General features: G+C 37.2%; 16 protein-coding genes and 1 pseudogene. 13 read left to right on the forward strand and 4 right to left on the reverse strand.

The window, feature by feature from the left end; genetic code table 11:
- Positions 1 to 13 precede the first annotated feature (13 nt).
- Positions 14 to 736 carry a lipase family protein gene (locus ACFQZ1_RS16470; RefSeq protein ID WP_377883292.1) on the reverse strand — a complete coding sequence of 241 codons (723 nt, stop codon included), beginning with the start codon at positions 734 to 736 and terminating at the stop codon, positions 14 to 16.
- 84 nt (positions 737 to 820) lie between these two features.
- Positions 821 to 1,603, reverse strand: a complete 783-nt coding sequence (locus tag ACFQZ1_RS16475) for a TIGR00266 family protein (protein ID WP_336484251.1) — start codon at positions 1,601 to 1,603, stop codon at positions 821 to 823.
- A gap of 405 nt (positions 1,604 to 2,008) precedes the next feature.
- Between ACFQZ1_RS16475 and cspD the strand changes: the two genes are divergently transcribed.
- Entirely contained in the window at positions 2,009 to 2,209 is a 201-nt protein-coding gene (cspD, locus tag ACFQZ1_RS16480) for a cold-shock protein CspD (protein ID WP_035432508.1), read from the forward strand.
- Positions 2,210 to 2,252: 43 nt separating this feature from the next.
- On the opposite strand, the gene ACFQZ1_RS16485 is transcribed toward cspD, so the two are convergent.
- Entirely contained in the window at positions 2,253 to 2,984 is a 732-nt protein-coding gene (locus ACFQZ1_RS16485; RefSeq protein WP_377883293.1) for a yteA family sporulation protein, read from the reverse strand.
- 335 nt (positions 2,985 to 3,319) lie between these two features.
- On the opposite strand from ACFQZ1_RS16485, the gene ACFQZ1_RS16490 reads away from it, so the two are divergent.
- Positions 3,320 to 4,105 carry an enoyl-CoA hydratase/isomerase family protein gene (locus ACFQZ1_RS16490; RefSeq protein WP_377883294.1) on the forward strand — a complete coding sequence of 262 codons (786 nt, stop codon included), beginning with the start codon at positions 3,320 to 3,322 and terminating at the stop codon, positions 4,103 to 4,105.
- A 220-nt stretch (positions 4,106 to 4,325) separates the two neighbouring features.
- On the opposite strand, the gene ACFQZ1_RS16495 is transcribed toward ACFQZ1_RS16490, so the two are convergent.
- Positions 4,326 to 5,279: a 1,4-dihydroxy-2-naphthoate polyprenyltransferase gene (locus ACFQZ1_RS16495; protein WP_377883295.1), complete on the reverse strand. Its 954-nt coding sequence runs from the start codon at positions 5,277 to 5,279 to the stop codon at positions 4,326 to 4,328.
- Positions 5,280 to 5,516: 237 nt separating this feature from the next.
- On the opposite strand from ACFQZ1_RS16495, the gene ACFQZ1_RS16500 reads away from it, so the two are divergent.
- From ACFQZ1_RS16500 to ACFQZ1_RS16550, 11 genes and pseudogenes are all read left to right on the forward strand, one after another.
- A complete protein-coding gene (locus ACFQZ1_RS16500) occupies positions 5,517 to 6,911 on the forward strand; it encodes an isochorismate synthase (protein WP_377883296.1) in 1,395 nt (464 codons plus the stop codon).
- Positions 6,908 to 8,662, forward strand: coding sequence for a 2-succinyl-5-enolpyruvyl-6-hydroxy-3-cyclohexene-1-carboxylic-acid synthase (menD, locus tag ACFQZ1_RS16505; protein WP_377883297.1), 1,755 nt, complete (start codon positions 6,908 to 6,910; stop codon positions 8,660 to 8,662). Before ACFQZ1_RS16500 ends, menD begins: the two co-directional genes overlap by 4 nt.
- Positions 8,659 to 9,447, forward strand: a pseudogene (gene menH / locus ACFQZ1_RS16510) (2-succinyl-6-hydroxy-2,4-cyclohexadiene-1-carboxylate synthase); the annotation flags it as partial. The gene menD and the pseudogene menH, both read left to right, overlap by 4 nt.
- A gap of 36 nt (positions 9,448 to 9,483) precedes the next feature.
- Complete coding sequence (gene menB, locus ACFQZ1_RS16515; protein WP_336484269.1) at positions 9,484 to 10,302, forward strand: 1,4-dihydroxy-2-naphthoyl-CoA synthase; 819 nt, start codon at positions 9,484 to 9,486, stop codon at positions 10,300 to 10,302.
- A 339-nt stretch (positions 10,303 to 10,641) separates the two neighbouring features.
- Entirely contained in the window at positions 10,642 to 10,938 is a 297-nt protein-coding gene (locus ACFQZ1_RS16520; RefSeq protein WP_377883298.1) for a WXG100 family type VII secretion target, read from the forward strand.
- 215 nt (positions 10,939 to 11,153) lie between these two features.
- Positions 11,154 to 14,561, forward strand: a complete 3,408-nt coding sequence (esaA, locus tag ACFQZ1_RS16525; RefSeq protein ID WP_377883299.1) for a type VII secretion protein EsaA — start codon at positions 11,154 to 11,156, stop codon at positions 14,559 to 14,561.
- The gene (gene essA / locus ACFQZ1_RS16530) at positions 14,533 to 15,036 is read left to right on the forward strand and encodes a type VII secretion protein EssA (protein ID WP_377883300.1); all 504 of its coding nucleotides are present in this window, start codon (positions 14,533 to 14,535) and stop codon (positions 15,034 to 15,036) included. The genes esaA and essA overlap by 29 nt, the downstream gene beginning before the upstream one ends.
- Before the next feature lie 12 nt (positions 15,037 to 15,048).
- Positions 15,049 to 15,300 carry an EsaB/YukD family protein gene (locus tag ACFQZ1_RS16535; RefSeq protein ID WP_377883301.1) on the forward strand — a complete coding sequence of 84 codons (252 nt, stop codon included), beginning with the start codon at positions 15,049 to 15,051 and terminating at the stop codon, positions 15,298 to 15,300.
- A 60-nt stretch (positions 15,301 to 15,360) separates the two neighbouring features.
- Positions 15,361 to 16,554 (forward strand): type VII secretion protein EssB, encoded by a 1,194-nt coding sequence (essB, locus tag ACFQZ1_RS16540; protein WP_377883302.1) that lies wholly within the window; start codon positions 15,361 to 15,363, stop codon positions 16,552 to 16,554.
- Between the two features lie 182 nt (positions 16,555 to 16,736).
- Positions 16,737 to 21,245, forward strand: coding sequence for a type VII secretion protein EssC (gene essC, locus ACFQZ1_RS16545; protein WP_377883303.1), 4,509 nt, complete (start codon positions 16,737 to 16,739; stop codon positions 21,243 to 21,245).
- Positions 21,242 to 22,063, forward strand: coding sequence for a DUF3952 domain-containing protein (locus ACFQZ1_RS16550; RefSeq protein ID WP_377883304.1), 822 nt, complete (start codon positions 21,242 to 21,244; stop codon positions 22,061 to 22,063). The genes essC and ACFQZ1_RS16550 overlap by 4 nt, the downstream gene beginning before the upstream one ends.
- Positions 22,064 to 22,090: the final 27 nt, after the last annotated feature.

A 22,090-nucleotide genomic window follows, 5' to 3' on the forward strand; every position in this document is an offset into this window, starting at 1 on the left:
CAATATATACCTTTTAGGAGAGGGCGGCAATTGACGTTTTATATGTTGTAATGTGATGGTTTTTTGTAATTGAATTCATATTTTTCGTAAAGGTCATACTACGATGGATATGGGAATACTCCAATTCATTTTCTTCAAATTTTACTTTACGAGGAGGAAGAAGTGGGACAACATCAAATAAATTCACGAAGCGAAAGCTGTTGGCCACTTGCATTTTATAATAATTTCGAAAGGCAATATCTCCGACTTTCGGGGAGGCGAAATTGTAGAGAGTGTAATGAGAGAATGAAGTGTTTACACGGGCATCTAGTATGTGCAGGGTAGCAAGAGCTCCTCCTAAACTATGTCCAGTAACGAAAAGTGTTTTATGAGAAGGTAAGGAAACGAGGGTGTCCATTATTGTGTCTCGGCATGATTCATAAATAGAAAGAAAGCCACTATGAACATTGCCGCTATTTGCAGTAAATGGATATGGTTTTTGTTGGACCATGGAATCGGCCATCCAATCACGGTCGGATTGTGTCCCGCGAAAGGCTACAATAATTTGATCCTCTGATTCTAAAATAAATCCAAACCATGTTGTTGTTTGAATGGCTTTTGCTTGAAAGCCTTGTATATATCGAAAACCTTCAGGAATGGGGAAAATGCCATTTTGCTTATATTGCTCATATGTTAATTCGCAGCATGTAGCTAACAATACAGCGGTATCCTTATGGAAGGATACAGAAGTTGGCATAGAAAAATCCTCCTCATGATAAAATATAATTCAATATATGAGGAGGATTAGGGTTTCATTCTTTTACTTATTCAAAAGATAGGTTTACTCGTCGCCATCAAGAATGCGTCCAAGTCCACCGAGAATACTTCCTTCTCCAGAATTTTTTGCTCCTGGACCAGCGATGCGTTGTGCTAAGCGGCTTAATGTTAAAGATTGAACCCAAACCGTTCCCGGTCCTTGTAATGTTGCGAAGAATAAGCCTTCACCGCCAAAGATGGCACTTTTTACATTACCAACAAATTGAATATCATAGTCAACATCTTGTGTCATGGCAACAAGGCAACCTGTATCAATTTTTAATCTTTCTCCTGGCTTTAATTCACGCTTATAAACCGTCCCGCCGGCATGCATGAAAGCAAGGCCGTCACCTTCAAGCTTTTGCATAATAAATCCTTCACCGCCGAAAAATCCGCTGCCAAGTTTTTTTGTAAATTCAATGCCGACAGAAACACCTTTTGCAGCACATAGAAAGGAATCCTTTTGACAGATTACCTTTCCTTGATATTCTGTTAAATCAACAGGAATAATTTTTCCTGGGTACGGAGCGGCAAATGAGACATGACGTTTTTCGTATCCTGTATTTGTAAATACAGTCATAAACAGGCTTTCACCTGTCACAAGGCGTTTCCCAGCACCGACAAGCTTGCCGAAAAATCCACCTGTTTGTGCAGAACCGTCACCAAATACTGTTTCCATTTCAATATTGTCTTCCATCATCATCATAGCACCGGCTTCAGCAACTACACTTTCTTGCGGATCTAACTCAATTTCAACAAATTGCATATCATCGCCATATAATTTGTATTCGATTTCATGTGCTTTCATGGTTTCACCTCAAGTATAAATATGTATATCCATTTATCCCGCACTAACGGGCAGTAAAGGTTTGGGAAGATCGGGGAAGAAAATTGCCCGTAAGAGCCCGATTGGTTCAACTAACCATCAGTGAGAAAAGCGTCACTGATGGAAGTTTCACTTTATATTGTACCAAACTTTTTTAAATAGAATATACAAGTTTTGTTAATTTTCAAAAAAAGTATTTTTGTTTTGTTTGACGTTTTATTTCGGGCATGATATAGTTAAAGAACTATTGAGCTGCATAATGTGGTACGGAAATAAAGCGTGTTTATTTCAAAGCATTAGCTTGTGAGGAAATCATGATGTTTATCTCGACCTTTGTATGTAGTTTCCAATAGATAGATTTCTTTTTTTATTTAGGAGGTACATGCAATGCAAACAGGAAAAGTAAAATGGTTTAACGGCGAAAAAGGTTTCGGTTTCATCGAAGTTGAAGGTGGCGAAGATGTATTCGTACATTTCTCTGCAATTCAAGGCGAAGGCTTCAAAACTTTAGAAGAAGGTCAAGAAGTTTCTTTCGAAATCGTTGAAGGTAACCGCGGACCTCAAGCTGCTAACGTTACTAAAAAGTAATGAAGGCAAAAGAAACATTCCTGAATAAGGAATGTTTCTTTTTTTATGGCCTTGAACTTGACTCATCTGAAGAAAGTTCTCTTTTAAAAGTTCTTTCTTCGTAGTCATCTAACATTTGTTCATACTCTTCGTGTTCTTCTGTAGCATATACTTGTACATTTTTCCCATACATATCTGTTCCGATGAAGTTTTCAAAGTCTTCAACATATCCCTGCGGTTCCTCTGCATCTACATACATCTCATTAAAATTTTTAGAGTCGCGGCGCTCCAAATCAGCAGGAGTTTCTGATGTTCCGTATAAAGCAACATCTTGCCAAGCATCTTCAGCATCATATCCTACGGCACTATCTATATCATATTTACCAAAAGGAGGCTCAATAAGTTCTTCCTCAATAGGACGTGCACCAAGGATTAGTTTATTATGTGTATGTTCGATACAAGTTGTTGCAGTCGGCATTGCTTCTAAACGTTCAAGTGGAATTGGTTCACCTGATACTTCGCAAGTCCCGTATGTGCCATCTTCTATTTTTTGTAGGGCATGCTTGATATCTGTAAGTTGTTTATGCCAAAATTCGACTAATCCTAAGTCTTTTTCACGTTCATACAATTCCGTTCCCATATCTCCGGGATGATTATCATACGCAGAGAGTTCGCCAACTGAATCACGTTCCGAAGCTTGCCCTCGATTTTCATGATTTTGCAGCGTTTGTTCAAGCTCTTGTTTTTGCTTTTGTAGTACAGATTGAAAATGATCCATTTGTTGTGGAGTTAGCATAAAATCCACCTTCCTACAATTCGGTTTCTTTAAGTAGTATGAGCTCAATTGCAGGAATTATGAAAAATAATACGTTAATATATCGGCGGTTCAACATAATATAGAGTGAAACTCCCATCAGTAGGGGTCTTACTGTGGGATTAAAATAAAGTCACGATGTTTATAAAATAGATGCGATATTTCAAATAAAGTCGCGACATAAAAAAATTGCGGAATTTTTCCCATTTACATATTTTTTCTGAAGAGGGTTTTTGTGTAAGAATGTCTAATATTGAAAGGTGTTTCAAGGAAGGCAACCTTTTGTGTCGGTACACTAAACTATTGGAGGGATTAAGATGTTAAATAAAAATATCGTCCTCTACACTGAAGAAAATGGTATCGCAAGAATTACACTAAACAGACCGGAAGCACTAAATGCGTTAAACCGAGATGTTCTTGAACAACTTTCGTCCGTCTTGGACAGGATTAAAACTGATTCAGGTGTAAAGGCAGTGATAATCATCGGTGCTGGAGAAAAGGCATTTTCCGCAGGTGCTGACATTCAGTTTCTCAATAAAGCCACTCCGCTAGAAGTGCGAGATTTAGCTCAGTTAGCTGTTACAGTTACTAATAAAATTGAGTCATTAGGGAAAGTAGTTGTTGCTGCCATCAACGGCTTCGCACTAGGAGGCGGACTTGAGTTAGCTGAATCCTGTACGCTCCGTGTTTGTGCTAACCATGCTAGGTTAGGACATCCTGAAGTCCGTATTGGAGCTGTTGCCGGTTTTGGAGGAACTACGAGACTGCCTAGACTTATAGGTAAGGGGCGTGCTGCAGAACTGTTGCTCACCGGAAACGTGATAAGCGCAGACGAAGCTTATAGAATAGGACTGATTAATAGGGTTGTTGAACCCGATAAATTACTAACAGAAGTAGAAACGCTTATTTTAGAAATTCTGTCTCAGTCTCCTATCGCAGTAAAAATGACTTGGGAGGCAATTCATCGGGGAGGTAATTTAACTTTAGAAGAGTCCGCACTTCTCGGTGCAGATTATTTCGGTTTGATAGCGTCCACCGAGGACTTCAGAGAAGGAACTAAATCATTTTTAGAAAAGACCCAACCATTATTTAAAGGAAGATAGTTAATAAAAACAATCATATGTGTGGATTTAAAATAAAGTTTGATAAAAATGACACAATATCTTGAGATAAATCCGTGATTTATATTTAGCAACTTCTTTTTGTTAAACCTTATTCCAATTCAACATTTACTGCCCGTTCATGCGGGATAAAGGCGATTCGACAGCATATAACATGAATGTACCATAAAAAAACGCAAGTGCTTCCACACCTGCGTTTTTCTTATAGGAAATATCCAAGTAATAGCCCAATTCCCATTAAAAATCCGAAAATTGTATTCGTTTTTGCTGTGGCAACCATCGCAGGTGCCATTTCCATTGGGATGCTCTTTCCGATAAATCCTTTTGTTGCTTTAAATGCTTTTGGTGCACTTAGGAAAACGATAAGCATCCATGGAGATACGATTCCGACAATGATTAATGCAATCGTCCAAATATAGGAAACGATAAACATGGAGGCAAGAACACCAACTGCGTTTTCACGTCCAACGATAATTGCTAACGTGTTACGACCGTTTTCTTTGTCTCCATCTAAGTCACGAATGTTATTAGAAAGTAAAATAGCGCCGATTAAAATTGCATTTGGAATGGAGAGTAATACAACTTCTGACGTTACCGTTCCAGTTTGAATAAAGAATGAAATTCCAATAATAATAACACCCATAAATAATCCTGCTGTTAATTCTCCAAAAGGTGTATAGGCAATTGGAATTGGGCCGCCTGTATATAAGTAGGCAACAGCCATACAAATAAGACCGATTGCCGCAAGCCACCAGCTGGAGCTCATACAAATGTAAACTCCTAATAAAATCGCAATACCAAAGAATCCGAACGCTAAGTTTAATACTGTTTTTGGCTGAATACCATCGCGAACGATTGCACCGCCAATCCCAACGGATCCTTCATGATCAAGCCCTCTTTTATAATCGAAGTATTCGTTAAACATGTTTGTTGCTGCCTGAATGAGAAGGCAAGCAAGAAGCATGCTAAGGAAAAGAGGAAGATTTATTTTGCTAATACCTTCAACCTGCATAGCGTAAGTTGTTCCAATAAAGACGGGAACAAAAGCTGCAGTTAATGTATGGGGACGTAATAAACTCCACCAAATACGCCAGCCTGTTTGTTTACTTGGCTTTGGCTGCATGGAAGAGGAATTCGTTTCAGCTTTTACTTCCATATGGAATCCTCCTATCTATTGTATAAAATAAAATAAGTCCTTATTGCCCGTAAGAGCAGGGGAAAATAAACAACACAATTAAGTGTAGGAAAAGCATCATATAGTGTCAACGTTTATTTTCTAGGAATATGCTCGGATTTTCTCAGAAATGCTAAACATTGACACACCTTTCGTTTGAGGTGTATCTTAAAATCAAGCGTATTTATGACTATTTTTCGCCCATAGGGGGGAGACTGTGTGATTCAAACGAAACAACATGATGTAAAAGATGTGATTCTTACTGCGATTCAGCGCGCGGCTGACGGGCAAGTACTCGTTAGTTTTGTGAAGCAAGTGGAATGGATTGATCCACTCCTTTTTTATGCAGCAGGAACACAATTTGGATATAGAGACAGATGTTATTTTGCAGATCCATCGCAGCACGTTATCTTCGCTGGAGTAGGTTCTGCCTTTACTATAGCAAATTCTTCTAATAAGCGCTTTCAAAATGCTCGTCAAGAGTGGGAACAATTGAAAGACGAAGCGGTCATTCATCGTGATACGTACGAATTTGGAACAGGGCCGCTTTTATTTGGTGGTTTTTCCTTTGATCCACGAAAAGAAAGAACAGATTTATGGAAGTCATTTCAGGATACAACACTGCAATTACCAGCCTTCTTGTTAACGGTAAAGAATGAAAAGGCATGGTTAACAGTGAACCGTTTTGTTTCTGGAAATGATTGTGCAGAAAAGATTTATGAGGAATTACAAAAAGCTGAGGAGCAATTGTTGCAGCAAAGCAAGCATTCCTTCGTAGAAGAGAATGTGACTATTCTTTCGAAAGTGGAGATAGAGCCTGAGAAATGGTTGCAAGCAATTGAACAAGTGCAGGAAGAAATGAAGCGAGGAGCTGTCCAAAAAGTTGTGTTAGCTCGTGAGATGCAACTTGTTATGGATAAAGATGTTGATTCGACTTCTGTTTTGGCAGCACTTCGCATAGGACAACCGGATTGTTATGTATTTGCGTTTGATTATAAAGGAACGTGTTTCTTAGGAGCAACGCCAGAAAGACTTCTTCGTAAAGAGGGAGAAACATATACATCCATGTGTCTTGCCGGTTCGATTGGACGAGGTGCTTCAGAAGAGGAAACGAAAGAGAATGGATATGAACTTTTGCATGATGAGAAAAATTTAGCAGAGCATGATTATGTAGTAAACATGATTCGCAGTGTGTTAACAAAGCATTGTAAAACGGTTGATATTCCATATGAACCGCAACTATTGCAGACGAAAAACTTACTTCATCTATATACACCAGTACAAGCGAATGGAAATGGTGATTTATTATCGATGATTGAAGAACTTCATCCAACACCAGCTCTTGGGGGCACGCCGCGAGAAGAAGCGCTGAAACTGATTCGTGAAGTAGAGCTATTAGATCGAGGGTTATATGGAGCGCCAATTGGCTGGATCGATGAAGTAGGAAACGGTGAATTTGCGGTAGCACTTCGCTGTGGATTATTATCTGGTAAACAAGCTTCGTTATTTGCTGGCTGCGGTATTGTTATTGATTCGAAGCCACATTTAGAGTATGAAGAAACAAGATTGAAATTTAAGCCGATGCTTTCTGCTTTGGAGGGACTATCTAGATGAGCAATCATATAGAAGCATTATCATATTATTTAGGCGCGTTTGTTGATGAATTAGCGCGCCTGCATGTGCAGGATGTTGTCATTAGCCCTGGCTCGCGGTCAACGCCGCTTGCCTTATTAATGGCACAGCATGAACAAATCCGCACATATTTACACGTGGATGAAAGATCAGCGGCCTTTTTTGCTCTTGGCATTGCGAAGGCAAAAAAAAGCCCCGTTGCCTTATTATGTACATCAGGCACAGCGGCAGCAAACTATTATCCAGCTATATGTGAAGCATTTCATTCGCGCGTCCCGCTTCTTGTACTGACAGCGGATCGTCCGCATGAATTGCGAGATGTTGGTGCACCGCAAGCAATGAATCAATTTCATTTGTTCGGTTCATTTGTGAAACAATTTATTGAAATGGCACTTCCTGAAGCTGCAGAACCAATGTATCGATATGCACGGATGACAGCGGGACGAGGAGTGGCAGCGGCATTACAAACGCCGAAAGGACCTGTTCATGTAAACTTTCCGCTTCGCGAGCCGTTAATTCCGAATTTCTCTTTAGAAAATTTATGGGAAAAAGGACGCGGAGAATACGAAGCAACCGTTCATCAAGGGAAAACAGCGGTGACGGATGAATATGCAGCATCTTTACGAGAGCGCCTTTCGCATATGAAAAAGGGGCTTATTGTGTGTGGGGATGATAGTCATCCTAATATTGCAGAAGCTGTCGTGGCTTTTTCAAAAGCATACGGTTATCCAATTCTTGCAGATCCGCTTTCTGGTCTTCGCAGCGGTCTTCACGATAAAGAGACAGTTGTGGATTGCTATGATACATTTTTACGAAATGAACAACTTCGCGATCGTTGGAAGCCAGATGTGATTATCCGCTTCGGCGGTATGCCAGTTTCCAAAGCGCTTATGCAATATTTGAAAAAGCAAACGGGGGCATTGCACATTGTTGTTGATGAATCTGGAAATTGGCGTGATCCGGCGTTTATGTCTACAGAAGTTGTGTATGCTAATGACGCTAAATTTTGTGAGCAGCTTGTAAATGGTGCTGAGCAGCAAAACAATCATGACTGGCTTCATATGTGGCAACAAATGAATGCCTTAACGAAAGAGAAACTCGTCCAAGTTGAATCGTATGAGCATGCATTTGAAGGAAAAGTGATTACAGAACTTGTAGATATTCTGCCAAATGGTGCAACTTTATTTGTAAGTAACAGTATGCCAATTCGTGATACGGATACGTTTTTCTTCTCAAATGATAAGAATATTGAAGTACTAGCAAATCGCGGTGTAAATGGCATTGATGGCATTATTTCGACAGCGCTTGGGGTCAGTGTAGCTCGCGATCCGCTCGTATTAGTTGTGGGGGATTTATCGTTCTACCATGATTTAAATGGATTGTTAGCGGCAAAGCTACATGATTTAAATGCAACCATTGTTGTCGTGAACAATGATGGCGGCGGTATTTTCTCATTTTTACCGCAGTATGAGCAGAAAGAACATTTTGAGGCGTTATTTGGTACGCCGCTTGGGCTTGATTATGAACATGTAGTCAAGATGTATAATGGTTCATTCCAGCGCGTAAAAACATGGGAAGCGTTTCGTAATGAAGTGGACAAAGGCACACGAGAAGATGGACTGCATGTGATTGAAATACAAACAGACCGGGAAGAGAATTTGCAGCTTCATCGTGACATTATGGCAGAGGCAACAGCTGTTGTTTCAGACGCATTGCAAGGTGAAGGGGAATGAAAGTAAACGTACATGGCGTTTCTTATGAATATGAAGTAATCGGAAGCGGTGAGCCGCTTCTTGTCCTTCATGGCTTTACAGGCAGCATGGAAACATGGCGTTCGTTTGTTCCTGCATGGAGCGAGCAATTTCAAGTAATTGTAGTGGATCTTATCGGACACGGTAAAACAGAAAGTCCAAAGGAAATCCGGCATTATAATATCGAAACGGTAGCTGCGCATCTTATTGCATTGCTCGATCATTTGCAAATCGAGAAAGCACATGTGTTAGGATATTCTATGGGCGGACGCCTTGCGCTTACGTTTGCTTGTTTGTATCCAGAGCGCGCCCTGTCTCTTTTGTTAGAAAACTGTACAGCGGGACTCATAACGGAAGCAGAACGTGAAGAGCGCAGGCAGAAGGATGAACAGCTTGCTGAAAAGATTGAACGAGAAGGTGTTTCTGCTTTTGTTGAAAAGTGGGGGAATATTCCGCTCTTTGCCACGCAAAAAAAGTTACCGCTTCATGTGCAGGCTCTTGTACGTGAAGAAAGATTAGCTAATAATCCTGAGGGACTTGCGAATAGCTTGCGAGGCATGGGAACAGGAACGCAGCCATCTTGGTGGAATGAATTGAAACACTTACAAATGCCAGTCTTACTCATGAGCGGAGAATATGATGAAAAGTTCTTTCACATCTTAAAAAAGATGAAAAAACATATCCCTCATGCTGAATTTGTACAAATTATTGGAGCAGGCCATGCAATTCATGTGGAACAACCGCAAAAGTTTGATACAATAGTAAGGGGCTTTTTGCAAAACATAAAAGGAGGTAGAGACAAAATGACGATTGAATGGGTAAAAGAAGGCAATTACGAAGATATTATTTACTCCACATACAATGGAATCGCAAAAATTTCGATTAACCGTCCTGAAGTACATAATGCATTCCGTCCAAAAACGGTAATGGAGTTAATCGATGCTTTTGCACATGCAAGAGATGATCAAAATGTTGGCGTTATCATTTTAACAGGTGAAGGTGGCCGTGCGTTCTGTTCTGGCGGTGACCAAAAGGTTCGCGGTCATGGCGGATATGTTGGGGAAGACCAAATCCCACGCCTAAACGTATTAGACTTACAACGTTTAATTCGTGCAATTCCAAAACCAGTTATCGCAATGGTAGCAGGTTATGCAATCGGTGGTGGACATGTTCTGCACATCGTATGTGATTTAACAATCGCAGCAGATAACGCAGTATTTGGCCAAACTGGTCCAAAAGTAGGTAGCTTTGATGGTGGATACGGTGCTGGCTATTTAGCTCGTATGGTTGGCCATAAGAAAGCTCGTGAAATTTGGTACTTATGCCGTCAATACAACGCGCAAGAAGCACTTGATATGGGCTTAATTAACACAGTTGTACCATTAGAACAGCTAGAAGAAGAAACTGTGAAATGGGCAGAAGAAATTTTAGCAAACAGCCCAATGGCACTTCGCTTCTTAAAAGCTGCATTTAATGCAGACACAGATGGTCTTGCAGGTATTCAGCAACTAGCTGGCGATGCAACGCTACTATACTATACAACAGACGAAGCAAAAGAAGGCCGCGATGCGTTTAAAGAAAAACGCCGTCCGGACTTTGGACAATTCCCTCGATTCCCGTGATGAAAGCGAAGCTGACTGTTTAGACCCGTCGGCTAAGTTGGATAAGATGGGAGCAAAAAAAGAGACTTGAGGAAAATTCCTCAAGTCTCTTTTTTGTATGTTTAGCCAGTTTTCTAACATGGTTTCCAAAAATCAGTATTAGCTTATAGTTATTCCTGTATAATAATTTATTATTTATTTATGTATATATAAAAAATAATAAATGTTACCAATATTGGATATTTATATACAAAAAGGTAAATTTTCCTTCTCATAATTTTATCATTATTGTTATAATAGAAAAGGTAAAATTAAGATGGTTAATTTTACAATTTTCGCAGATTGATAGGAGGAATATTTATGTCTGGACAAATTCGTATGAGTCCTCAAGAACTCAAAACTAAAGCAGCTCTATATGGTAGAAGCTCTCAAGAAATTGAAAGTATTTTACGCAAGTTGGAAGGGTTACAAAATGAATTAAGAGGTGAATGGGAAGGCCGTGCTTTCCAAGGGTTTGATGCACAATTTAATGAATTAAAACCGAAAGTAGACAGTTTTGCTAGATTATTACATGACATTAATGTTCAATTAGACAGAACTGCACAAGCTGTTGCTGAACATGATGAGCAGTTATCACGTAATTTTGGCTTGAAATAAGAAAGCTTGAATAGTAGAAGATTGATAAATGAGCCATGCGACTTTTGTTGTATGGCTGATTTATATATAAGTGGTTTAACTTTGAAATTTTAATAATAAGTATTCTCTCCATTGCAATTATGTTGATGCAGTTTAAGGTTATACATTTGAAAGACAAAAATAAGCTGCATTCTAACAATGGATAAATTATTTCATATTCACAGGAGTGGTAAGTAGTGAAAAAAATTCAATGGAGGATTTTGTTGTTTATTGTTTTAGCTCTTGTACTAGCAACGGGAACTTCCTATTTAGCATTAAATCATAAGGTTGAAAAAAAGAATGAAACTAGTGCTAAAAAAATGGCAGTTGCCGTAGTAAACGAAGATCAAGGAACGATGTTTGAAGGACAGAAAATAAGCTTTGGAGATCAGTTTATAAAAAACATTAGTAAAAATGATAAACAACAATGGTATGTGGTAAGCCGCGGAATAGCGGAAAATGGTTTGAAAAATAATAACTATAACATGATGATTGTTATTCCAAATGATTTTTCTAAGAAAGCGGTTGCTATTAATTCGGATTCGCCAGAAAAAGTAACGATAAGTTACAAAATTAATGCTACTGGTAATAAAGATTTGAAGGCAGAGGCAGAAAATACTGCAGCTGCTATTTTAGAAGAATTTAATAAGCATATAGTAGATGTTTATTTTGCTAGCATTATTGGGAAATTACAAGGTGCACAAGATAATATACAGGCAATTATTAATAAAGAACAATCCCAAGTCAATGCGTATACGACTGATATACATAGTCCTTTAGCAAACTATACACAACAGTTTAAAACAGTACAAGATTATACAGGAGTTTCAATAGATACATTTAAAGGATTTCAAGGCGTCTTGAATGGGTTTGAACAAAATATTGATGGGACCTTAAAAACTAATGTAGCTTTCCAAAATAGTTTTGGTAATTTCCAAAAAGCACAAGGAGAAAATGGCTTAGTTGCAAATAAGTTCTCCGACCAGCTCAATCAATTCAACAGTGATTTAAGTACAGAGGACGTATTAAAAAGACTAGAAACTTTGGAGTCAACCAACAAAGCGATAGCTAATCAATTCACTAGTGCAGATAAAGAAGCTAATATTTTATCAGATTCAGCTGCTATTCAAGACTACTTAAAAGATATTAATGGTAAAATTCGCAGCTACGATGCAGATTTAACAGAAAAATTAAAGTCGGATATTCAAGCAACGACTCGTGAGAAGTTACAGAAAGACCTTTCAGATGGGGATCAAAAAGCGGTATACGTAAATACCCTTATGCAGCAACCGAACGATGAAATTAAGAAGAAAATTGAAAAGCTAATTAATCACTTACCGAGCGTGAATATAGAAGAAATAGATCAGCTTTCTTTACCGGATGAAACAAAACGAGAGTTAAAAAATGTTATTCAAGTTACTGGAAAGTACAATACAGAGAATCAATTTAATCCTGAAGGTCAAGGTCAAACCTCTTTAGGAAATACAATAAAAACCATTAAAGATGGTCTTGCAACAAATGGAGTCATCTTTAACAGTGTCGAAAAAGTGCCGAGGATGGATGCTGCTCAAACGTTCACTTTAAATATTCCGAGTGGGTTTGGTCTTCAGTCATTATTAATTAATGGCCAAGATTATACAGGAGAATTTTTAAGTAAAGGCACAGTTACTTTACCAGCGCGAGGAGAAGGAAATTTAGATGTTCGTATACATGTTAAATTACTAGATCCAAATGCAAATATAGATGTGTTTACCCCAGTAAAGTGGCAGTGGAATTTAGATCATAAGTATGAGAAGAAGACAACTACCGAAACAGGGAAGCCCTCCGATCCTAATGGAAAAGAAAATGTAGGAAAAACCGGTAATAAAGCGATAGGTGCAACCACACAAAAAGTAACGAAAACAGAACAAACTACGGATACAAATGCAAATAATCCTAACGCGGGCAATGGTACGACTCCGGAAGGTAATGGAACGAACCCAGGTGATCCTAATAAGGGTGATGGAACGAGTCCAGATAAACCTAATAAAGGTGATGGAACGAATCCAGGTGATCCTAATAAAGGTGACGGAACAAATCCAGATAAGCCTAATAAAGATACTACTAAGGTAGAAACAATTGAACGCACGAATGACCGAATCTCACATCAAAAGGCAGAGTATTTATATCCAGATTCGACGAAGGTATTAATTAGAGATTCTGTTCAAACAGTGCAAACTTATCAGCAATTGTTAAGTTTGTATGAATTGTATTATGGCTTTGATATGAAAGCTGAAGATTTATCAGCCAAGTTAGAAGAGGGAACATTAAGTGATCAAGCGACAGAAAGTTCTCTTTATTACATTTTAAATAAGCAGAACATAGTAGATGTAATGGCAAACTTTATTGCAAATGAGATTACTGCTGAAATAACGGCAGAAACAAATGATTTAAAACAAAAAGTCGATACGTATATGCAATTAGTAGATAATGCAGATAAAAATTCAGAGCACTTGGCAGAAGTATTAAAACAAACAACAGAACAAGCTAAGACTATGAATACGACTTTAAGCGATTACTTAAAAGATGTAGCAACATGGCGTGAAAATAGCTTGAAATTAATAAATGAACAAAAAGTAGTGGCGACGAATCGTGATGGTGAACAAACAGCTGTGTTAGCATTAGATTCCGAGTTTAAATCATTATTAACCCAAAGCCAATCTTTAGATGAGGCATCTAAAGGAAATCTATTAGCGTCAGATAACGTGTATAAAACGTTTGATGAAATTAATAATCAGGCAAAAGGAATTCAAGATAGTGGTGTAACGATTGTTTCGAAGGCGAATACATTACTAGATGATTTTAATGAAAAAGTATCAGATGACAAGGATTTCTCCAAAAACTTTGCGAAAGTACTGTCAAATAGCCGTGTTGGAGAGCGTCAAAATGAAAACTTATATCAATTTTTAGCAAATCCAGTTCAGAAGCAAAATGATGGTACGATTACAGCTGGGGATGTGTTTATACCATACTTAATGGTATTGGTATGCTTTATTGTTGCTTTATTTACTTCATATGCAATCGCACATCAAGAGAAAAGACGCAGTCAAAAAGATGATTTTGAAGAAGAATTATCTACAATGCTTTCAAATGTACCAATTACTGCAATTACTTTAGGAATTGCAATTGCAGAAGGAATAACGATTGGTATTGTTTCAGGGCATTTACTAGAATTTGATCAGACACGTAATTTAATGTGGATTGGTTCTATTACAATGATTATGGCTGCTTTAATTCTGATTTCCACATACTTATTACGTCAGGTAAAAATGATTGGGATGTTTGTATTATTAACGTTCTTTAGTATGTATTTGTTCTTAACGAATGCAGTAGGAATGAATATAGAGAAAATGTCGTACTTTGGAAAAATACGTGAATTCTCACCACTTCAGTATATTGAAACATTTTTAAATAACTTTATAAGTGGTAAAAATAGTGAGCCTGCTATTTTTGGATTTATTTTTGGCCTAGCTATTTTTGGATTTATTATCAATCTCTTTGTATGGCATAGAAGAAGAGGAGAGGAACAAGAGTTAGATGATCAAATCACGGAAAGTATTAGTTAATTTATCATTATTTCTTTTCCTTGGCTCCTTTGCCGCGTTTCCGATGAGGAGCGCGGCAGAGAGCTACCTCAATGATAATGGGAAAATGGAATTTAAAGTAGAACGAATAGAACAAACAGATGCAGAGAAAGCGAATACAGGGGAACAAAAAACGGAATTAGATAAGGCAGAAATAGAATTATTTAATCCAGAAGTAGAAAAAGAAATTGCAAAAAAACAAAAGAAAGAAAAGAAACAGATGCAAGAATTAAGGGAATCCTTATTTCTCAATACAACAACAAATGATGATATTAAAGATACAAAAGAAAGTTTATTCCAGAAAAACTATGTGGTGCAAATGAATGCAAGTGACACAAATAATGATCAATCCACAAAGGGAACACCAATTAATACAACGATAACGGTACTACTCATCGGTGGAGTTCTATTCATTTGTAGTGGTATTTATGCCATTATTCGAAAAACTGGGGTATAAGGAGAAATATGAATGGCTGTTCAAACACATATTAATGTCACCGTAGATTTTAGTAGATGGAATGGGAAAACATATGATTTACGCATTCCTAATCATCAATCTATTAAATATTTGTTGAAGAATTTAATAGAAACTTTAAAAATCAAAAATCATGATGGGTCACATTATGTCATAAAAATTGTTAATAAGTCGTTATTACTAACAGACAATGATCGGTTAATAGATTATGAAGTAACTGATGGAGACATTTTACAAGTACTATAACTACTTGGATAAATAGTTTAATATGTAGAAATTTGTGTATACGATCAAAAGGAGAAGAACATGGTGGAGAAAACGATTCAGATTGATTCGATGAATTATCGATTTGAAATAGGCAAAGAGACTTGGAAATTAGAACTTGCCCAGTCACAAACTCGAGTAAAAGATTTTCGTCAATTTGACTTATTAATGGAGAAGTCAGCAATCTTTGTTCCGGTAGCAGTAGAAGAAACAGAGGATGCCTTTGTCTTTTCATACGAAATTAGTAAGAAACTAAAGAAATGGGACGATATAAAAGATTTAGAGAGAAATGAAAAATTACGATTGCTTCGAAATGTCGCTCGTTTTAAAGAGTATTTACATAGAAGAATAACGTTCTTTTTACACCCGGAAAATCTAGTATTTGATGCTAACTATTTACCTTTTATTGTTCATCGTGGGATTCGAGAGATTGTCCCGCCAGCCCCTATTACAGAAGAAAAATTCTTATTACAATATAAATGTTTAATTATTGCATTGTTTTCTAAGAAATATAGCTATGATGAATTGTATAGTGGCGTCTTGAAAAATGCAAAAGAAACAACATTTGAGCAAAATGTTGTTAGTATGAACAGTTTAGACGAATTAATCCAATTTATTGAAGATAGCTTTGAAAAAGAACAAATAAAAACGGAAAAGAATATGCAAATTGTTCCTAAGAAAAATTTTAAAAGGTTTAAATATATGGCATATTCTTTTGCGGCAGCTACGGTTATTTTAGTAGCACCATTAGCGTATTACATGTTTATGAAAGTACCTTATCAAAATACATTGTTAGAAGCGAATAAAAACTTTCTAGCTACTGATTATGATCAAGTCATCAGTAATTTACAGGATGAAGATACGGAAGGACTACCTTTAGCTTCTAAATATGAGCTGGCATATTCTTATGTTAAGGGTGAGAAATTAGGGGAAAAGCAAAAAGCATCTATTATGAAGAACATCAGTTTAAAGAGTGATGAAAACTATTTGCTGTATTGGATTTATAACGGTAAAGGAGATTTTAACAAATCTCTAGATATAGCAAAACGTATTGATGATCCACAATTAATTATGTATGGCTTAATTAAACAAATAGAGGCTGTGAAAAATAATCCGAAATTGTCGGGGAAAGATCGAGATGAGAAGTTAGCAACATATCAGCAACAGCTAGATGAGTATAAAAAGAAATATAGTGATACATCTAATGAAAAAGATTTATCGAATACGAACAAATAAACAAACGAAGAACGTTAAAAGAATGAAATTTCTTTTACTTCATGTATCCAGCTCTAATGGATAGTAAAACTCTCACCTCAAAACGTAAAGAAAAGAAGCTAGGTGGGAGTTTTACTATCTTTAAGAGAAACAGAACGCGTGTTTTTTAACTATAGAAGCTAACAAAGGAGTAGTGGAGAAGGATGAAGCAACAACTTCTAGCAGTGAGCTATGGCGATAAATTATATAAATGCCGCCTAAATCCATCTGAGCGTCCCGTTGTGACAATTGGGAATGAGCGGTCAAATACAATTACGAATCTTGATTTAGAAGAATCGCTTACGATGAATTGGGACCTTGAGAATCGTGTATGGAAAATAGAAGATAGAACGATCCATGTTAACAAGGGGAATAGAATTGAACTGAAAAATCATAAATCTATCCATATGTGGATTACATACGTTGAAGAGGCTGCTGTATATGATATAGCAACGAAGTATTCCGTTGCGCTTAGTGAACGTGAAGGTGATGATATTGCCATTGATGGAACGGGTGTAGACCTCGTATTCATTCGTGATTCATTAGATGAATCATTCAAAGTTAACGTATACGAAGGACGTGTATTTCATAACCATCAAAAATTAGAAGGTAGTGCTATTTTAGAAAGTGGAGATCAATTATTTTTTGATGGTGTAATAATTCAAATTGGACATGAAGATATTCAATTTGTAGCAGCCAAAGACAAGGTACGATCAACATTACCTCGTTTACTTGAAGCAGATAGTTATTTACGCGATGAATATCCAGATTACCATCGTTCACCACGCATTATTTATCGCGAGCCAGTTGATAAAATGACAATTGCAAAGCCGCCAAGTGAACCATCAAAACCAACAGAACATTTAGTGCGAATGATCGCTCCGTCCCTTGTTATGATTGTGGTCACTGTACTATTGGCAATCTTTATGTCAAACGGCTTATATATATTAGCTTCATTAGCGATGACTTTAGCAACAGTCATTATATCGGTCACATCTTATATTAAAAGTGTAAAGCAATACAAAATAGATATTGCAGAGCGTGAAAAAAGTTATAGGGAGTATTTAAAACAAAAGACGAAAGATTTGTATGAAGAAACTGAAAAGCAACGTCATGCACTTCACTATCATTATCCAGATGTTGCAGAAATTCGCAACATGGCTATGCAGGTAAACTCACGCATATATGAAAAAACGATGCTTCATCATGATTTCTTAACATATCGTGTTGGAACAGGTCAGGAAAATACTAGTTTTGAAATTCAATTTAATGAAGAAGAATTTAGTCAAAAGAAAGATGAATTAATTGAGACAGCACGTGAACTAAGACAACAATATCTCTCACTACAAGATGTTCCAGTCGTGACCGATTTAATGAATGGACCAGTTGGATATATTGGACAACGCTCTTTAGTGTTAGAACAACTGCAACTTTTAGTTATGCAAACTTCACTATTTCATAGTTACTATGATTTGCAGTTTATTACATTGTTCCCTGAAGAAGAAAAGAAGAAATGGGATTGGATGCGCTGGCTGCCACATGCAAGTGTACGCGATATTAACGTACGTGGTTTTGTGTACCATGAACGCAGCCGTGACCAAGTACTAAACAGTCTGTATCAAATATTAAAAGACCGCAAAATGAAAATAGAAGAAAAAGGTTCTTCTCATGAAAAATTATATTTTGCCCCGCACTATGTTGTACTCATTACAGATGAAAAACTGATCTTAGATCACATTGTAATGGAATTCTTTAATGAAGACCCAACGGAATTAGGAGTATCACTTGTCTTCGTACAGGATGTCATGCAAAGTCTACCAGAACATGTGAAGACAGTCATTGACATAAGAGATTCGAAAAAAGGGAATATGATCTTAGAAAAAGGTGAACTTGTTAACTGTCAATTCGCACTCGATCATTTTCCGAAAGATTTTAACTTAGAAGATGTATCTCGTGCATTAGCGCCGTTAAATCACCTACAAAACTTGAAAAATAGTATTCCAGAAAGTGTAACTTTCTTAGAAATGTATGGTGTAGAGAAAATTCAAGAATTAAACATTACAGCAAGATGGGAAAAAAATGCAGCTCACAAATCGTTAGCTGTACCACTTGGCTTACGCGGTAAAGAAGATATTGTAAATCTAAACTTACATGAAAAAGCACATGGACCACACGGATTAATCGCAGGTACGACAGGTTCCGGTAAGTCAGAGATTATTCAATCATACATTTTATCTCTTGCGGTCAATTTCCATCCGTATGAAGTAGCATTCTTGCTTATTGACTATAAGGGCGGCGGAATGGCGAACTTATTCAAGGACTTACCGCACTTACTAGGAACGATTACGAACTTAGACGGTGCACAAAGCATGCGTGCACTAGCATCGATTAAAGCGGAATTACAAAAGCGTCAGCGCTTATTTGGGGAACACGATGTAAACCATATTAACCAGTATCAAAAGCTATACAAACAGGGAAAAGCAAAAGAAGCAATGCCGCACTTGTTCTTAATTAGTGATGAATTCGCAGAGTTAAAGGCAGAGCAGCCTGACTTTATGAAAGAGTTAGTATCAACAGCGCGTATCGGTCGTTCTCTAGGAATTCACTTAATTCTCGCAACGCAAAAACCAAGCGGGGTTGTCGACGATCAAATTTGGAGTAACTCGAAATTTAAATTAGCACTAAAAGTACAAAACACATCCGACAGTAACGAAATTTTAAAAACACCAGACGCCGCAGAAATCACGCTGCCAGGACGAGCTTACTTACAAGTCGGAAATAACGAAATCTATGAATTATTCCAATCCGCATGGAGCGGCGCTGATTACATAGAGAACAAAGATGATCAAGAGCATTTAGATGCAACAATTTATGCGATTAATGATTTAGGACAGTATGAGATTTTGAGTGAGGATTTGAGTGGACTTAGCAGCAGTAAAGACATCGCTACTGTACCGACAGAACTCGATGCAGTAATTGATTATATCCATGATTACGCAGAAGAAAAACAAATTGAAGCATTACCAAGACCGTGGTTACCGCCGCTTCCGGAGAAAGTATTCCTGCAAGACTTACATCCAGTGAACTTTAAAGAAGCGTGGAAACAGGAAAAGAAACCGTTACAAGCAACAGTTGGTTTACTAGATCAGCCTGAACTACAAGCGCAAACACCGCTCACATTAGACATCAGCAAAGACGGTCACGTTGCAGTCTTCTCAAGTCCAGGCTATGGAAAATCAACTTTCTTGCAATCAGTCATTATGGATGTGGCGCGTCAGCATAGTCCAGAGCATTTGCATGTGTATTTAATCGATCTTGGTACAAATGGTCTCTTGCCATTAAAAGGATTACCTCATGTGGCGGATACGGTGACAATTGATGAAACAGAAAAATGCTTGAAACTAGTTGAGCGATTACAGCAAGAAATGAAAAATCGTAAACGCTTGTTAAGTCAATATGATGTAGCCAGCTTAGAGATGTATGAAAAAGCTAGTGGAAAAGAAATGCCAAATATTATTGTTACAATTGATAATTATGATGCAGTGAGAGAAGCTCGATTTTATGAAGACTTTGAAATGCTCATGATGCAAATTGTCAGAGAAGGTGCAAGTGTAGGAATTCATGCGTTGATTAGTGCTGGAAGACAAAGTGCACTGCGCATTCAACTATACAACAATATTAAGTTACAACCTTGTCTGTACATGATTGATCATAGTGAAGTAACAAGTATTGTAGGACGATCTGATATTAAAGTAGAAGAAATTACAGGCCGTGCACTGATAAAACTAGAAAATCCTACATTATTCCAAACTGCATTACCGACAACAGCAGAAGACGAATTGCAACAAATTCAGTTGTTACAACAAGAAGCACATGAAATGGATGAAGCATGGCAAGGAGATCGTCCAAAAGCAATTCCAATGATGCCAGAAGTAATTGACTTAATGACATACCGTAATCATAAACAGGTGAAACAGGCATTACAATCTGGACAAATACCAATTGGTCTTGACTTTAAAGAAGTAGAAGTTGTTGCTCATGATAGTGCGTTAAATGATCATTTAATGGTGTATGGTGTAGACGATAGTATAAGACAACAAGTCGTATCAAGTATCGTTTCTCAAATTAATAAAGACTATTTTGAAAGTGTAACGTTAGTAGATACAGCCGACTACAGCTTTGTTGAATATAAAGAGGATGTAACTCATTACGTTGTAGGAGAGAATGATACAAATATGCATCTCAAGCATTGGATGGAGATTATTCGTGAGCGTTCTAATGAACTATCACAAGCAAGACAAGAAGGTAGAGAAGTACCAACATTTACGAAACAACTCATTATCATAGCGAACGTCGAAGAATTGAATCGACTTGTTTATATTGAAGAAGACGAAGCTACAACTTTAATAGATTTATCTCGTACAGTAGGTATTTATTTTATCTTGGCTGGACATCACGACTATATCGATCGAAATAGAGATGCATTGCCAATGAAGATGCGAAGTAAATTAACAGCAGGAATCATCGCAATGGCTTTAAACGACCAAAGCATTTTCAACATCAAGTATATAAGTAACGAACCAACATTAGGAAAAGATGAAGTGTACTATTATGTAAAAGGAAGCATAATCAAACTTAAAATGCCAAGAGTAACGAATGAGGTGACGGTATGAAAATGAAGAAGAAAGTTAAGGGGATGATTATTATGACGATAGTAGCGGCTTTATTGGGTGGATGTGGTTTAGGAGAAACGAAGATTAACTATGAAACGTTTGTAAAGGCTTTGGATGAAGGGGATATGGCTAAGGTTATGTCTGCGAGTGATGATGGGTATGCGTATGTGAAACAAAGAGGTATATATAGTACCTACGAGGAAAAAGAAGATGGAAGGCACAGTAAAACAATCTACCAAACTACGGAAGGTATATATAATACGAAAGATAAAAGCTTATATGGAGATACAACACAAGAAATTACTACTGATATAGATAATAAAAAAGAAAAATGGACAAATAAAAATTATAAGGAAGAAGTCGTTTATAGTACAAATATTATGTATAAAAATGGGCTGGTACAAAGTCCGAATTCTAATCTTGATGTTTCTTACGTTAACCTAATTGTGGATCGTTTAAAAGGAATAGGGAAATTAAAGATGAAGCCAGGCGATGACACAAAAAAATTTGATCAGCCTAATACAGTTGGATATAGCCTAACTGAATCAGAATTTCAAAATATTATTAATGACAAGCTAAAAATACAATATGACCAATATGATGGATCGACAATTGTAATTCATTTTGACTCCGCAAAAGGGCCAATGCAGATACTGGAAGTCAGTATTAATATAGACTACAAGAAAAAGAATGAAGAGGGAAAGTTAGTAGAATATGCTTTACAGATACACACGTACTTTAATAGCCAAAAAGGTAATAATCAAGATGCAAAAAAAGAATATGTAGATTATAAAGCACGGTATAAAAATAATAAATGATCAGGAAAGGAGATGAGGTCATATGAG

Origin of the sequence: Bacillus sp. CGMCC 1.60114 (genome assembly GCF_042676365.1) — a bacterium.
Taxonomy (GTDB): Bacteria; Bacillota; Bacilli; order Bacillales; family Bacillaceae_G; genus Bacillus_A; species Bacillus_A rhizoplanae_A.

Coding starts and splice junctions, on each gene's coding strand:
- ACFQZ1_RS16470 (WP_377883292.1), bottom strand. CDS start 736: ATGCCAACTTCTGTATCCTTCCATAAGGATACCGCTGTATTGTTAGCT.
- ACFQZ1_RS16475 (WP_336484251.1), bottom strand. CDS start 1,603: ATGAAAGCACATGAAATCGAATACAAATTATATGGCGATGATATGCAA.
- cspD (WP_035432508.1), top strand. CDS start 2,009: ATGCAAACAGGAAAAGTAAAATGGTTTAACGGCGAAAAAGGTTTCGGT.
- ACFQZ1_RS16485 (WP_377883293.1), bottom strand. CDS start 2,984: ATGCTAACTCCACAACAAATGGATCATTTTCAATCTGTACTACAAAAG.
- ACFQZ1_RS16490 (WP_377883294.1), top strand. CDS start 3,320: ATGTTAAATAAAAATATCGTCCTCTACACTGAAGAAAATGGTATCGCA.
- ACFQZ1_RS16495 (WP_377883295.1), bottom strand. CDS start 5,279: ATGGAAGTAAAAGCTGAAACGAATTCCTCTTCCATGCAGCCAAAGCCA.
- menD (WP_377883297.1), top strand. CDS start 6,908: ATGAGCAATCATATAGAAGCATTATCATATTATTTAGGCGCGTTTGTT.
- menB (WP_336484269.1), top strand. CDS start 9,484: ATGACGATTGAATGGGTAAAAGAAGGCAATTACGAAGATATTATTTAC.
- ACFQZ1_RS16520 (WP_377883298.1), top strand. CDS start 10,642: ATGTCTGGACAAATTCGTATGAGTCCTCAAGAACTCAAAACTAAAGCA.
- essA (WP_377883300.1), top strand. CDS start 14,533: ATGATCAAATCACGGAAAGTATTAGTTAATTTATCATTATTTCTTTTC.
- ACFQZ1_RS16535 (WP_377883301.1), top strand. CDS start 15,049: ATGGCTGTTCAAACACATATTAATGTCACCGTAGATTTTAGTAGATGG.
- essB (WP_377883302.1), top strand. CDS start 15,361: ATGGTGGAGAAAACGATTCAGATTGATTCGATGAATTATCGATTTGAA.
- essC (WP_377883303.1), top strand. CDS start 16,737: ATGAAGCAACAACTTCTAGCAGTGAGCTATGGCGATAAATTATATAAA.
- ACFQZ1_RS16550 (WP_377883304.1), top strand. CDS start 21,242: ATGAAAATGAAGAAGAAAGTTAAGGGGATGATTATTATGACGATAGTA.